This is a genomic window from Pseudomonas sp. Mn2068 (assembly GCF_049319725.1).
Lineage (GTDB): Bacteria > Pseudomonadota > Gammaproteobacteria > Pseudomonadales > Pseudomonadaceae > Aquipseudomonas > Aquipseudomonas gingeri.
The window spans coordinates 924265-937822 of record NZ_JBMOUG010000001.1 but is presented as its reverse complement, the minus strand read 5'-3'; the positions used below and the strand labels follow the sequence as shown (position 1 = coordinate 937822).

Sequence of the window (13558 nt, the reverse complement as noted above, 5' to 3'; positions counted from 1 at the left end):
CGCGCTCCCTATCATCGCCTCGAGAACTGCAGGGAATGCAGGTTCGCAAAGACCTTTCACGACAAAAATAACAAGTCAGAGGTTGGCATGATGAACCGCAAGAGTTTGACGGGCGCTCGGCCGCCCCGGCAGCTGGCTGCCATGGCTGCGGCGTTCGCCGCCATCAGTGTCGCGCCCCATGCGACGGCGTTTGAGATCGATACCGGTGATTCCGACCTGCATCTGCGCTGGGACAACACCCTCAAGTACAACGCCGCCTGGCGCCTGAAGGAGCGTGACAGCAAGCTGGTCGGGTCGGTCAACCAGGACGACAGCGACCGCAACTTCAACAAGGGCCTGATTTCCAATCGCCTGAACGTGCTGTCCGAATTCGATGCGCGCTACAACAATTTCGGTGCGCGGATCAGCGGTGCCGGTTGGTATGACAGCGTCTACGAAGGGCGCAACGACAACGATTCGCCGGCCACCGCCAACCAGCGCTCGGTCGCCTACGACCGTTTTACCGATGACACCCGCACCTTGCATGGCAGCGACGCCGAGATTCTCGATGCCTTTGTCTTCGGCAAGGGCAACCTGGGCGAACTGCCCGGCAGCTTCCGGCTCGGACGACACACGGTGCTGTGGGGCGAGAGCCTGTTCTTCGGCGCCAATGGCATCGCCGGCGGGCAGGCACCGGTGGACATCATCAAGGCCACGTCGGTGCCCAATACCCCCTTCAAGGAACTGATCCGCCCGGTCAACCAGTTCTCCGGGCAGATCCAGTTGCGGCCCAATGTTTCCGTGGCGGCCTACTACCAGTTCGAATGGGAAGAGAACCGTATCCCCGCCGTGGGCAGTTACTTCTCGACCTCGGACGTGGTCGGCGAAGGTGGCGAGCGGCTGATCGTCGGCGGGCCCATCGGTCCCAACCGGCAGCCCCTGGCGTTCTTCCACGGCAAGGACATCAAGGCCAGCGATCGCGGCCAGTACGGGCTGTCACTGCGTTTTTCGCCCGAGGACTGGAACACCGATTTCGGCCTGTACGCGATCCGCTATCACGCCAAGGACCCGATGCTCTATACCCGCGCCAACAGTGGCGGACCGAACGTGCTGACCGGCCAGTTGGGTGAATACCAACTGGTATACGCCGAAGGGATCAGTGCCTTTGGCGCCAGCTTCAGCACCTCGGTCGGCGATGCCAACGTCGCCGGCGAGGTCTCGGTGCGCCGCAATACACCGCTGGTCAGCCTGTCGCAGGCCAACCCGGGCGGCCTTGGCGACAACGACAGCCACGCCCTGTATGCCGTGGGCAACTCGCTGCATGCGCAACTCTCGAGCCTCTACTCGTTCACCAGCAACGGCTTCTGGGACTCGGCCAGCCTGGCCGGCGAAGTGGCCTGGCACCGGCGCACCAGCATCACCAGGAATGCCGCCGCGCTGGACCCCAACAGCGAGCGCGATGCCTGGGGCCTGCGCATGAGCTTCACGCCGAACTTCTTCCAGGTCTATCCCGGTGTCGACCTGAGTGTGCCGCTGGGCCTGGGCTACAACCCCAAGGGGCGTTCGTCGGTGATCAGCAAGTTCAACAACGGCGTGGGCGACAAGGGCGGCGACCTGAGCATCGGTCTGCAACTGGAATACCTGCAGACCTGGAAGGCCGGCCTCAACTACACGCACTACATCGGCGGCAGCGACAACTTTCTCGACGCGAACAACGCCAACACCTATGGACAGCCGCTCAAGGACCGGGACTTTCTCGCGTTCACCGTCCAGCGTTCGTTTTGAACGACTGCTCCAGAACAACAATAACCAGAGGTGCGTTTCATGAAACTCGATTCCTTGCATCCGTGGCTGCTGTCGGGCCTGCTGCTGGCCGTCGCGCCCGCGTCCTGGGCGGCCGGCGATACCGAGGCCCAGTTGCTCAGGTCCAGCCTGACGCCCCTGGGCGGTGAGCGTGCCGGCAATGCCGATGGCAGCATTCCGGCCTGGGACCACGGCTTCAACCAGATCCCGGCCGGTATCAGCCCGGGGCCGCGGATCCCGGACTATTTCGCCAGCGACAAGCGCCTGTATTCGGTGACCGCGCAGAACCTGGCACAGTACGCCGACAAGCTCAGCGATGGGCAGAAAGCCCTGTTCGCCAAGTACCCCAACTACCGGATCGACGTCTATCCTTCCCGGCGCACGGCAGCGGCGCCGCAGTGGGTCTACGACAATACCCTGAAGAATGCCACCAGCGCCCATCTGACCCATGAGGGCAATACCCTGGAAGGTGCCAGCGGCGGGATCCCGTTCCCGATTCCCAAGTCCGGCGCCGAGGTGATCTGGAACCATCACCTGAGCTGGCGCGGAATCGCCTGGAAGAACGACTACAACGTCTACGTCATCACCGCCAGCGGCCAGCGCATCCTGTCCAGCACCGTCCAGGCGCAACGGGAAATGCCGTATTACTTCGAGAACGGCAAATCCGAATACAAGGGCGTCTACTGGATGACCCGGCTGGTCAACCTCGGGCCACCGCAGCGGGCGGGCGAGGCGTTGCTGGGGCGCGAACCGCTGGATTATGCCAGTGGCGGACCGCAATCCTGGGTCTACCTGGCCGGCCAGCGGCGGGTGCGCAAATTGCCGGTGTCGTCCTATGACACGCCGACCCCGACCAGTTCCGGCGTGGCCAACTTCGACGAGGTCTCGGTGTTCACCGGACCGCTGGATCGCTACGACTGGAAGATCGTCGGCAAGCAGGAAATGCTGATTCCCTACAACAGCAACATGATCCTGCAACCGACCCGGGACGAGGCGATTCTCGGCGAGCGTTTTCTCAATCCCGACTACATGCGCTGGGAGCTGCACCGCGTCTGGGTGGTGGAGGGCAACCTGGTGGCCGGCAAGCGCCACAGCATGCCCAAGCGGCGTTTCTATGTGGACGAAGACACCTGGATGGCAGTGCTGGGCGACAGCTGGGATGCCAACCAGAAGCTCTGGCGCACCTACTTTCAACTGCCTTACCTGATGCCGGAATTGCCGGGGCTGGTGCGCGGTCTCTACGGTCAGTACGACCTGCAGACCGGAGCCTGGATGGCGCACAACGTGGTCACGGAAAAGCGCGTGCATAACGAAGTGGTCAAGCCGTTTCCCGACAGCGACTTCAGCCCGGACGGCCTGGCGGCCGACGGTGTGCGCTGATGACCGGGCCTTTCCATTGGCTGGCGCTGGGGATGTTGGGCATCAGCCTGGCCGCCCGGGCCGGCGAAGCACCGGTCAGTGATGTGCTGCTGCGCCCGGCCCTGCTGGTGAGTGCGCCGACCCGGGCGGTGCTGATCGATATCGCCCGGGCCGGACAACGCCTGGTGGCCGTGGGCGAGCACGGTCTGATCCTGCTCTCCGATGACAGCGGCCAGCATTGGCGCCAGGTGACCGTCCCGACGAGCGTCAGCCTGACCGCGGTGAGTTTTCCGACGGCAGAGCAGGGCTGGGCGGTGGGGCATGCGGGGATGGTGCTGCATAGCGCCGATGGCGGCGAAAGCTGGAGCGTGCAACTGGACGGCAATGCGGCTGCGCAACGGGTGCTCGATGCCGTGACGGACCCGTCGGGCGACACCCCGCAGTACCAGCGGCAACTCAAGGTGGCCCGGGGTCTTGTCGCCGAGGGTGCCGACAAGCCGTTGCTGGCGGTGCATTTCAGTGATGAACGGCAGGGCACTGTGGTCGGTGCCTTCGGGTTGATCCTGCATACCGTGGATGGCGGCGTCACCTGGCAGTCCTGGGTCGATCGCCTGGATAACCCGGCGGGTAATCATCTGTATGCGATTGCCGGCCAGGGCCGGCGTATCTATCTCGCCGGTGAGCAAGGCCTGGTGCTGATGTCGGAAGACGCCGGGGCGCATTTCGTGCGCTTGCCCAGCCCCTATGAGGGCAGCTTTTTCACCTTGAACCTGGCCGCCGACGGCGATGTGCTGGTGGCCGGCCTGCGCGGCAACGCCTGGCGCAGCAGAGACCAGGGACAGCACTGGACGCCGTTGGATAACCCTTTCGGCAGCAGCCTGGTGGCGGCGCGGTCGCTGGAGAGCGGCGGCGTGGTGCTGGCCGATCAGTCCGGACGCCTGCTGTCCGCTACAGAAGGCGGGCCGCTGCATGAGCAGTCGCCGTCGGCGGGCATGGCTGTCGCGTCCTTGACCCGTGCGCCGGACGGTCGTTGGGTCGTGGTCGGGGCCCGGGGTATCAAACGACTGGAACAGGTGAAATTGCAATGACGTGTCTTTCCAAACCCGTCGCAGGCCTCAGCGCCGCAGAGCATGATCTGGCGACCTTCGACAGCCGCTCCGGCTCGCTGATCGAGCGTGCTCTGTTCAATCACCGTGGCCTGGTGCTGTGGTTGTGCCTGCTGCTGACCCTGGGGCTGGGAGCCGCCAGCAGCCGGCTCGGGCTCAACGCCAGTTTCGACAAGATGATTCCCACGGGTCACCCCTATATTGCCAATTACCTCGCCAATCAGCAGGAACTCACCGGACTGGGCAACGCTGTGCGCATCGCCGTCGAAGCCCCGGGCGATTCCATCTACGACGCGCATTACCTGGATCTGCTGGCCCGCCTCAACGACAAAGTGTTCCTGTTGCCCGGCGTCGACCGGCCCTTCATGAAATCCTTGTGGACCCCCAATATGCGCTGGATGGCCGTGACCGAGGAGGGCGTGGAAGGCGGACGGGTGATTCCCGACGACTACGACGGTTCGGCGGCCAGCCTGGAAAACGTACGCCGCAATGCCGCGCGCTCCGGGGAGATCGGCCAGACCATCGCCCTGGATGCACGCTCCAGCCTGATCTTCGTGCCGCTGATGGAGATCGATCCGAACACCGGCAAGGCCCTGGACTATGCCGCGCTCTCCCGGCAGTTGGAGCAATTGCGCGGCGAGTTCCAGGCCCAGGGCCTGCAGATTCACATCACCGGTTTCGTCAAGGTGGTGGGCGACCTGATGGAGGGGTTGCAACAGGTCCTGTTGTACTTCGCCATTGCCATCCTGATCGCCACGGCGATGCTCTACGGGTTTACCCGCTGCCTGCGCAGCACGTTGCTGGTGATGAGCTGTTCGCTGGTGGCGGTGGCCTGGCAACTGGGATTGGTGGCCTTGCTGGGATTCGAGCTTGATCCCTACTCGGTGCTGGTGCCGTTCCTGGTCCTGGCCATCGGCATGAGCCACGGCGCGCAGAAGATGAACGGCATCATGCAGGATATCGGGCGCGGCATGCATCGGCAGGTGGCGGCGCGGTTCACCTTTCGCCGGCTGTTCCTGGCCGGACTCACGGCGCTGCTGTGCGATGCCGTGGGCTTCGCGGTGTTGATGCTGATCGATATCAAGGTCATCCAGGACCTGGCGCTGATCGCCAGCATCGGTGTCGCGGTGCTGGTGTTCACCAACCTGATCCTGTTACCGATCTTGCTCAGCTACTGCGGTGTCAGTCCCCGCGCCGCGGCCCGCAGCCTGCGCAGTGAAGCGCTGGCGGAGCAGGGGCGCAAGCAGCCGCTATGGGCGTTCCTCGATCGCTTTACCCGGCGTCGCTGGGCGACGGCGACACTGCTGGTCGGCGGGCTGCTGGCCGTTGGCGGCTACTGGGTCAGCCTGCAACTGCAGGTCGGCGACCTCGATGCCGGGGCCCCCGAACTGCGAGCGGATTCGCGCTATAACCGCGACAACGGCTTCATGGTCGCCCATTACGGCGCCAGCAGCGATGTGTTCGCGGTGATCGTGCGCACGCCCGACGGCACCTGTTCCGACTACGCGGCCCTGATGCGCCTCGACGCCCTGGAGTGGCGCCTGCGCCAGTTGCCCGGCGTGGAGTCGACGGCTTCGCTGGCCAGTCTCAATCGCAGCCTGCTGGTGGGCATGAGCGAGGGCAATCCGAAATGGTATGACCTGGCTCGCAACCAGGCACTGCTCAACTCCATCACCGGGCGAGCGCCGCGGGAACTGTTCAACCAGAGCTGCAATACCCTCACGCTGTACACCTACCTGAGCGATCACAAGGCCGTGACGCTGACCCGGCTGGTGAACGAGGTAGAGGCCTTCGCCCAGGCCAACAACGACGCGCAGGTCCGCTTCCTGCTGGCTGCCGGCAACGCCGGTATCGAGGCGGCCACCAATATCGTCGTCAGGCAGGCCAACCACGATATGCTGTTCTGGGTCTATGGCGCGGTGATCCTGCTCTGCCTGCTGACCTTCCGTTCGCTGCGGGCGGTGGTCTGCGTGATCCTGCCGCTGGCCCTCACGTCGATTCTCTGCGAGGCCCTGATGGTCTGGCTGGGTATCGGTGTCAAGGTCGCCACCTTGCCCGTGATCGCCCTCGGCGTGGGCATCGGCGTGGATTACGCGTTGTATGTCATGAGCATCCTGCTGGCGCGCCAGCGGGCCGGCGAGAGCCTGTCCCTGGCCTACTACCACGCACTGCTGTTCACCGGCAAAGTGGTGATGCTGACGGGCGTGACCCTGGCGGTCGGCGTGGCGACCTGGGCCTTTTCCCCGATCAAGTTCCAGGCGGACATGGGCATTCTGCTGGCCTTCATGTTCCTGCTGAACATGATCGGTGCGCTGGTGCTGCTGCCGGCGCTGGCGCACTTTCTGTTACCACGGCCTTTGTCCGATTCATCGATAACAACAACAGGAAAAAACCTATGAGTCTGCTCTCGTCACAAGCCGTTCCACGCCGGACCGGATCGGGCGTATTGCTGCTGCTCGGCAGTTGCCTGCCGGTGCTGGGTGGCGTGCTGATCGCGCCGGTGTTGCCGCGTATCGCCGGGCATTTTGCCGGTAACGCCAATGTCGGCGTGCTGGTGCCGATCGTGCTGACCTTGCCGGCCCTGATGATCGCGCTGTTTTCACCGTTCGCCGGGTGGGTTTCCGACCGCCTCGGACGCAAGCGCCTGCTGGTACTGGCGATGCTGCTGTATGGCATCTGCGGTCCGTTGCCCATGCTGCTCGACGACCTCGATGCGATCCTGCTCAGCCGGGCCGGACTGGGACTGGCAGAGGCAGCGATCATGACCTGCTGCACGGCGCTGATCGGTGACTACTACGACGGCCGTGAGCGGGTGCAACTGCTCTCCTGGCAGACCATTGTCACGTCCTTGTCGGCCACCGCCTTTTTCATGCTCGGCGGCCTTATCGGCGAGCACGGCTGGCGCGTGCCCTTTGCGGTGTACATCGTCGGCCTGCTGCTGGCGCCCCTGATGCACCTGGCGTTGAGGGCGCCTCTGCAGGCTCGGGCCGAGGCCGCACAGGTCCGGCCCGGGCCACAAGGCGAGGGTTTCCCGTGGCGTTCGCTGTCGGTGATCTGCCTGATGACCCTGCTGGCCTCGCTGGGCTTCTTCATCGTACCGGTCCAGACCGGGTTTCTCCTGGAGCATATCGGGATCGACTCGCCGCAACGCATCGGCATGGCGATCGGCCTTGGCCATTCGGCGGTGTTTGTCGGTGCCCTGTGCTTTCGCCGTCTGAGCCGTTTCGGACCGGGCATGCTGTTGGCCCTGGCCTTCCTGATTTCCGCGGTCGGCCTGTTGCTGCTGGTCAATGCCGTGGACTACCGCACCGTGGTGATTGCCGTACTGATCAACGGCCTGGGCGGTGGCCTGGCGCTGCCCACGGTACTCAGCTGGGCGCTGTCGACCTTGAGTTTCGAACACCGGGGCAAGGGCACCGGCCTGTTCAATGCGGGGTTTTTCGGCGGGCAGTTTGTCAGTCCCTTGCTGGTCATGTCCCTGACCGGCCTGGCCGATGGGCGGGTGGGTGCGGTGGCGATGATCGGCTGGGGGCTGTTGCTGGCGGCGGCCTTTGCCTTGATCGCGCCCTTCCTGGCCGGCCTGCGGCTGCTGGACCCGATCCAGGTGCCGGACGACATGGCCCTGCACTGAGTTTTTGTCGCCCGCGTCCGGCGGACCGGAGGCGGGCTGTTGCATCCAGCCTTTTCACTCCATCGAGGATTGCTCCATGAAACTCGCTACCTTGAACAATGGTAGTCGGGACGGCCAGTTGCTGGTCGTCTCCAGGGATCTGCGCCAGGCGGTGCTTGCCCAAGGCTTCGGCACCTTGCAGCAGGCGCTGGAAAACTGGGACGAGGCAGCGCCGGTCCTGGGCCGGCAATATCAGGCGCTGAACCGGGGCGAGGCGCCCGAGTGCCTTGCGTTCGACCCCAGGCAGGTCAGCGCGCCCTTGCCTCGTGCCTATCAGTGGTGTGATGGCTCGGCGTTTCTCAATCATGCCCATCTGCTGCAGAAGGCTTTCAACCTGCCACCGTTGGCCGACGAACGCATTCCCCTGATGTACCAGGGCGCCAGTGACGATTTTCTCGGCCCTTGCGACGATGTCCCGCTGCCGGACATGGCCCACGGCATCGATTTCGAGGGAGAGTTCGCGGTCATTGTCGACGAGGTCCCCATGGGCTGCCCGGTCGATGAGGCCTTGCAACATGTACGACTGATTATGCTGGTCAACGATGTCAGTCTGCGCGGCTTTCTCCAGCACGAAGTCAGCACCGGTTTCGGCTTTTTCCAGGCCAAGCCTTCCTCGAGTTTTTCGCCGGTGGCCGTGACCCCGCAGGAACTGGGCAGTGCCTGGCGCGACGGGCGGGTGTGCCTGCCGCTGACGGTGACCTGGAACCAGAAATGGTTCGGCCAGCCGGACGGTGCCGAGATGAGTTTCAGCTTCGCCGATCTGATCGCCCATGCGGCGCGGACCCGGCGTCTGCGAGCCGGCACCATCATCGGTTCCGGTACGGTATCCAACGTCGACCGGGCGGTCGGTTCGGCCTGTATCTCGGAGCGCCGCGCCATCGAGATGATCGAACAGGGGCAGGCGCAGACAGGTTTCATGCGCTTTGGCGAGCGTATCCGCATTGAGGCTTACGACCGTGCCGGCGACTCGGTGTTCGGTGCCATCGACCAGCGTATCGTCGACGCCACCTTGCCGGCCGGGGAGGTGCGGCCATGACACCGCGTAAACGACGTCTGGTCGACCTCTCGGTGACCCTGGAAAACAATCCCTATACGGATCCGCCGCCGTTGTTGCCGAAGATCGAATACACCGATCACCAGGCCGGCGCCCCGGAACTGCTGGCGATGTTTCCCGGCCTGCGTCTCGAAGAGCTACCGGGACAGGAAGCCTGGGCCGCCGAGCGCCTGACCATCACCACCCACAGTGGCACGCATATGGACGCGCCCTGGCACTACGCCTCGACCACCGATGGCGGCAAACCCGCGTACGGTATCGATGAGCTGCCACTGGAATGGTGCCTGCGTCCCGGGGTGAAACTGGACTTCCGGCACCTGCCGGACGGCGATGTGGTCAGCGCCGCGCAGATAGAGGCGGAACTGGCGCGTATCGATTACGTCCTGCAGCCGCTGGATATCGTCCTGGTGAATACCCGGGCCGGGGCGTTGTTCGGCCAGCCCGGTTACCTGGAGGCGGGCGTCGGCATCGGGCGCGAGGGGACCTTGTACCTGCTCGAACGCGGTGTCCGCGTGGTGGGCACCGATGCCTGGAGCTGGGATGCACCTTTCAGCCATACCCGTGCACGCTTTGCCGCCAGCGGCGACAGCTCGATCATCTGGGAAGGGCACAAGGCCGGACGCGAGATCGGTTACGGGCAGATGGAGAAGCTGGCCAACCTGGAATCTCTGCCGGCCCACGGTTTCGAAGTGTCCTGCTTCCCGTACAAGATCAGGCATGCCTCGGCCGGCTTCGTGCGGGCGGTGGCGATCTTCGAGGAATAGGCCGGTATGTCCCGGGAGAGCTGCTGGAAAGCGGCCATCGCGGGCTTACCTGCCGCGCGCCAGGGCGACCGACGGTCCGATTGGTCGTGGCCTTGGCGCGCGGCAAATTCACCTGAACGGTCCAGCGTCTATGCTGGTCAACTCCTGTTCAACGTCTGAATCAAGAGGTGATCGCGATGGTCAAGACTTACAGCTACGCCGCTCAGGACCCGAAGGATTCGCTCAAGCCATTCACCTTCGAACGTCGCGCGCCGGGCGCGGATGACGTACAGATCGATATCCTCTATTGCGGCGTTTGCCATTCCGACCTGCACACGGTGCGCAACGAGTGGAACAACACCCTGTACCCCTCGGTGCCGGGGCATGAAATCGTCGGCCGCGTAACGGCCGTGGGCGCCAACGTGCGCGGGTTCAAGGTCGGCGACCTGGCGGGTGTCGGCTGCATGGTCGACAGTTGCCAGCACTGTGCGTCCTGCGCGGAAGGCGAGGAGCAATACTGCGAGAACGGCTTTACCGGCACCTACAACGGCCCGGTGTTCGGTGGGGAAAACACCTTTGGTGGCTACTCGGACAACATCGTGGTGAAGGAGAAGTTCGTCCTGCGCATCTCCCATGGCGATGCCAGTCTGGCCGCTGTCGCACCGCTGCTGTGTGCCGGTATCACCACCTATTCGCCGCTGCACCACTGGAAAGTCGGGCCCGGCAAGAGGGTCGGGGTGGTAGGGCTGGGCGGCCTGGGACATATGACGGTGAAGATCGCCCACGCCATGGGCGCCTACGTGGTGCTGTTCACCACATCGCCGAACAAGCGCGAAGACGGCCTGCGCCTGGGCGCCGATGAAGTGGTGGTATCGAAGAACCCGGACGAGATGGCCAAGGTCGCCAATTCCCTGGACTTCATCCTCAATACCGTGGCCGCGCCGCACAACCTGGACGCCTTTCTCGCGCTGCTCAAGCGTGACGGCACCATGACCCTGGTCGGCGCCCCGGACAGCCCGCATCCGTCACCGACGGTCTTCAACCTGATCTTCAAGCGCCGCAGCCTGGCCGGCTCGCTGATCGGCGGGGTCCGTGAAACCCAGGACATGCTGGACTTCTGTGCCCGCCACGGGATTGTCTCGGATATCGAGATGATCGCTATCCAGGACATCAACCAGGCCTACGAGCGCATGCTCAAGGGCGATGTGAAATACCGCTTCGTGATCGACATGAACAGCCTCAGGCAAGAGGCCGGGGCGGCCTGATCGCGCCGTTCCACCCGGGCCCGGCCATTCGGTCGGGCTTTATGGCGGTTGCCAGGCGTCAGGGATCGACCTGGCCCATCAGTTCGCTGACCGACTCCGGACGCTTGGCATAGCGCTGCGCCAGCACCGCACAGACCATCAGTTGGATCTGGTGGAACAGCATCAGTGGCAGGATCAGCACGCCGATGGTGCTGCCGGCGAACAGCACCTGGGCCATCGGCACGCCGGTGGCCAGGCTTTTCTTCGAACCGCAGAAGAGGATGGTGATACGGTCTTCCTGGTCGAAGCCGAAGGCCTTGCCCAGCACGGTGGACGCCAGCAGCACCAGGGCCAGTATCACACCGCAGACCACCACCAGACCGCCCAGGTCCCAGAGCGGGATCTGATGCCAGATGCCTTCGTTCACCGCCTCGCTGAAGGCGCTGTAGACCACCAGCAGGATCGAACCCTGGTCAACGAATTTCAGCCAGCTCTTGTTGCGTCCCACCCAGGCGCCGATCCAGCGCCGGGCGATCTGTCCGGCAATGAACGGCAGCAGCAGTTGCACGCTGATCTTCAGGATCGCATCGAGGGTCGAGCCGCCGTCGCCATGGACATTCAGCAGCAGGGTCACCAGCAACGGCGTGAGGAAGATGCCGAACAGGCTCGACGCCGCCGCGCTGCAGATCGCCGCCGGTACGTTGCCCCGGGCCAGGGAGGTAAAGGCGATTGCCGACTGCACCGTGGCCGGCAGGGCGCAGAGGTAGAGCATGCCCATGTACAGCTTGTCGCCGATCAGCGGCGACAGCAGCGGCTTGAGCGCCAGGCCCAGCAGCGGGAACAGGACAAAGGTCAGGCCGAACACCAGCAGGTGCAGGCGCCAGTGGCCGGCACCGGCGATGATCGATTCGCGCGACAGCTTGGCACCGTGCAGGAAGAACAGCAGGGCGATGGCGATATTGGTCAGCCAGCCGAAACCGACGGCGACCTGGCCGCTGGCGGGCAGGAGGCTGGCGAGAATCACCACGCTGACCAGGGTCAGGGTGAAGTTGTCGGGGAGGAAACGAGGGCGGGTCATCGGCTGGGTTGTCCGGGAGCAAGAAACATGACACGGACTTTAACCTGTCTGACGATTGCCGACTAACGCCAATAAGTCCATGAGTATCGCCTAAAGGACATGGCGCAATGCCGAGTCGTCCCCTTCATTCGCGCTAATCGATAAGCCGTATACAGGCCGCCCAGGCCACCGCCGATAATCGCCACCTTGCCGCTGTTCATTGCGATGCTCCGGGTCAAGAACCAGAAAGCCCGCATGACCCCATGATGCCGGGGCGATACGGGCGGGTGTCGGCAGGCTGCCGTCAGCCGTTTTCCAGGGCCGCGTAGGCGTCGAGCACCCGGGCGGAGTAGGTCACCGCCGCGCCGGCATTGAGCGCGATGGCTACGCCCAGGGCTTCGGCGATCTCCTCGCGGGAAGCGCCGTGCTTGACCGCCGCCCTGGTATGCACGGCGATGCAGCCGTCGCAGCGGGTGGTCACGGCCACGGCCAGGGCGATCAGTTCGTGGGTCTTGGCGTCCAGGTGACCGGTCTTCGCGCCGGCGCCATCCAGCACCTGCAGGCCGCGCACGGTATCGGGGGACAGTTTCGCCAGGTCGCCCACGCGGCCCAGCAGGGTTTCGCGGTATTCATTCCAGTCGAGCATGGTGTTCTCCCGTTGTTCTGGTCGTTGGCTCAGGTGCCTGGCTCAGATACGGCCGGCAGTGACGCCGCCATCGACTGGCAGTACGGTGCCGGTAATCCACGACGCCTGCTCGGAGGCCATGAACAGGATCGCCTCGGCGACATCCCCTGGTTGGCCGTTGCGGCCCAGCGGGTGGAAGGCGTTGAAGGTCGGGAGCACGGCCTTGACCTGCTCGTTGTCCATGAAGGTGTTGTACACCGGCGTCTCTACCACGGCAGGGGCCACGGTGTTGATACGGATGTTCGACGACGCCAGCTCGATGGCCAGGTTGCGGGTCAGGGCATGGACACCCGCATTGGCTGCCGAATAGGCGGCCGAGGGGGTTGCGCCGATGGCTTGCAGGGCCCACAGCGAACCGGTCTGCACGATGGCGCCACCGCCACGCTGCTGCATCGCCTTGGCCGCGGCCTGGGCCATGAAGAATTTGCCCTTGAGGATGATGTCGACGAAACCGTCGTATTCCTGCTCGTCCAGTTCCAGGAAGGGCTTGGGATTGAACACGCCGGCGTTGTTGATCAGGATATCGACGCCGCCGAACTCGGCGCTCGCCAGCTCGACCAGGTCCCTGGCGGTGGCGGGCCTGGCGATATCGCCGGCGAGGAAGCGTACTTGTTTGCCGGTAGGATCGATCTGTGCCGCGGCCTGTTCCAGTTTCGCCGCGTCACGGCCGCCGATCACCACGCTGGCGCCTTCGGCCACCAGGCGTCGGGCGACTTCTTTCCCGATGCCTGAACCGCCGCCGGTGATAATGGCTACTTTGGAAGAAAATCTTTTCATGTTGTTGCCCCGTGCTGGGTTGGTGGAATAGCCTTGACCGTTCTACTCTTGCACCTGGTTGCTGAGGTGCCTTGGCCTGGT

Annotated in this window: 11 protein-coding genes; 8 read left to right on the top strand and 3 right to left on the bottom strand. The window is 64.3% G+C overall.

What is annotated here, in order from left to right:
- The first annotated feature begins 87 nt into the window (after nt 1-87).
- The 8 genes from ACL9RJ_RS04015 (at nt 88) to ACL9RJ_RS03980 (ending at nt 10979) form a co-directional block, all read left to right on the top strand.
- Nucleotides 88-1764 (top strand): DUF1302 domain-containing protein, encoded by a 1677-nt coding sequence (locus tag ACL9RJ_RS04015; protein WP_017127473.1) that lies wholly within the window; start codon nt 88-90, stop codon nt 1762-1764.
- Nucleotides 1765-1803: 39 nt separating this feature from the next.
- Entirely contained in the window at nt 1804-3162 is a 1359-nt protein-coding gene (locus ACL9RJ_RS04010; protein ID WP_422764913.1) for a DUF1329 domain-containing protein, read from the top strand.
- Nucleotides 3162-4229, top strand: coding sequence for a WD40/YVTN/BNR-like repeat-containing protein (locus ACL9RJ_RS04005; protein ID WP_422764912.1), 1068 nt, complete (start codon nt 3162-3164; stop codon nt 4227-4229). Before ACL9RJ_RS04010 ends, ACL9RJ_RS04005 begins: the two co-directional genes overlap by 1 nt.
- Nucleotides 4226-6646: an efflux RND transporter permease subunit gene (locus tag ACL9RJ_RS04000; protein WP_422764911.1), complete on the top strand. Its 2421-nt coding sequence runs from the start codon at nt 4226-4228 to the stop codon at nt 6644-6646. Before ACL9RJ_RS04005 ends, ACL9RJ_RS04000 begins: the two co-directional genes overlap by 4 nt.
- On the top strand, nt 6643-7878 hold the full coding sequence (locus ACL9RJ_RS03995; RefSeq protein WP_422764910.1) for an MFS transporter: 1236 nt from the start codon (nt 6643-6645) through the stop codon (nt 7876-7878). The genes ACL9RJ_RS04000 and ACL9RJ_RS03995 overlap by 4 nt, the downstream gene beginning before the upstream one ends.
- A gap of 76 nt (nt 7879-7954) precedes the next feature.
- Nucleotides 7955-8953: a fumarylacetoacetate hydrolase family protein gene (locus ACL9RJ_RS03990; RefSeq protein ID WP_212811060.1), complete on the top strand. Its 999-nt coding sequence runs from the start codon at nt 7955-7957 to the stop codon at nt 8951-8953.
- Entirely contained in the window at nt 8950-9735 is a 786-nt protein-coding gene (locus ACL9RJ_RS03985) for a cyclase family protein (protein ID WP_177107732.1), read from the top strand. Before ACL9RJ_RS03990 ends, ACL9RJ_RS03985 begins: the two co-directional genes overlap by 4 nt.
- 176 nt (nt 9736-9911) lie before the next feature.
- Complete coding sequence (locus ACL9RJ_RS03980; RefSeq protein ID WP_422764909.1) at nt 9912-10979, top strand: NAD(P)-dependent alcohol dehydrogenase; 1068 nt, start codon at nt 9912-9914, stop codon at nt 10977-10979.
- 58 nt (nt 10980-11037) lie between these two features.
- Here ACL9RJ_RS03980 and ACL9RJ_RS03975 read toward each other — a convergent pair whose 3' ends face one another.
- The 3 genes from ACL9RJ_RS03975 to ACL9RJ_RS03965 form a co-directional block, all read right to left on the bottom strand.
- Nucleotides 11038-12036 carry a bile acid:sodium symporter family protein gene (locus ACL9RJ_RS03975; RefSeq protein ID WP_017127464.1) on the bottom strand — a complete coding sequence of 333 codons (999 nt, stop codon included), beginning with the start codon at nt 12034-12036 and terminating at the stop codon, nt 11038-11040.
- A gap of 283 nt (nt 12037-12319) precedes the next feature.
- Entirely contained in the window at nt 12320-12661 is a 342-nt protein-coding gene (locus ACL9RJ_RS03970) for a carboxymuconolactone decarboxylase family protein (RefSeq protein WP_177107734.1), read from the bottom strand.
- Between the two features lie 42 nt (nt 12662-12703).
- A complete protein-coding gene (locus ACL9RJ_RS03965; protein ID WP_177082161.1) occupies nt 12704-13477 on the bottom strand; it encodes an SDR family NAD(P)-dependent oxidoreductase in 774 nt (257 codons plus the stop codon).
- Between the last annotated feature and the right edge of the window lie 81 nt (nt 13478-13558).

Bases quoted from the DNA above. Each gene is read 5' to 3' on its own strand.
- ACL9RJ_RS03990 (WP_212811060.1), top strand. From the start codon at position 7,955: ATGAAACTCGCTACCTTGAACAATGGTAGTCGGGACGGCCAGTTGCTG.
- ACL9RJ_RS03985 (WP_177107732.1), top strand. From the start codon at position 8,950: ATGACACCGCGTAAACGACGTCTGGTCGACCTCTCGGTGACCCTGGAA.
- ACL9RJ_RS03975 (WP_017127464.1), bottom strand. From the start codon at position 12,036: ATGACCCGCCCTCGTTTCCTCCCCGACAACTTCACCCTGACCCTGGTC.
- ACL9RJ_RS04015 (WP_017127473.1), top strand. From the start codon at position 88: ATGATGAACCGCAAGAGTTTGACGGGCGCTCGGCCGCCCCGGCAGCTG.
- ACL9RJ_RS04000 (WP_422764911.1), top strand. From the start codon at position 4,226: ATGACGTGTCTTTCCAAACCCGTCGCAGGCCTCAGCGCCGCAGAGCAT.
- ACL9RJ_RS04005 (WP_422764912.1), top strand. From the start codon at position 3,162: ATGACCGGGCCTTTCCATTGGCTGGCGCTGGGGATGTTGGGCATCAGC.
- ACL9RJ_RS04010 (WP_422764913.1), top strand. From the start codon at position 1,804: ATGAAACTCGATTCCTTGCATCCGTGGCTGCTGTCGGGCCTGCTGCTG.
- ACL9RJ_RS03965 (WP_177082161.1), bottom strand. From the start codon at position 13,477: ATGAAAAGATTTTCTTCCAAAGTAGCCATTATCACCGGCGGCGGTTCA.
- ACL9RJ_RS03970 (WP_177107734.1), bottom strand. From the start codon at position 12,661: ATGCTCGACTGGAATGAATACCGCGAAACCCTGCTGGGCCGCGTGGGC.
- ACL9RJ_RS03995 (WP_422764910.1), top strand. From the start codon at position 6,643: ATGAGTCTGCTCTCGTCACAAGCCGTTCCACGCCGGACCGGATCGGGC.
- ACL9RJ_RS03980 (WP_422764909.1), top strand. From the start codon at position 9,912: ATGGTCAAGACTTACAGCTACGCCGCTCAGGACCCGAAGGATTCGCTC.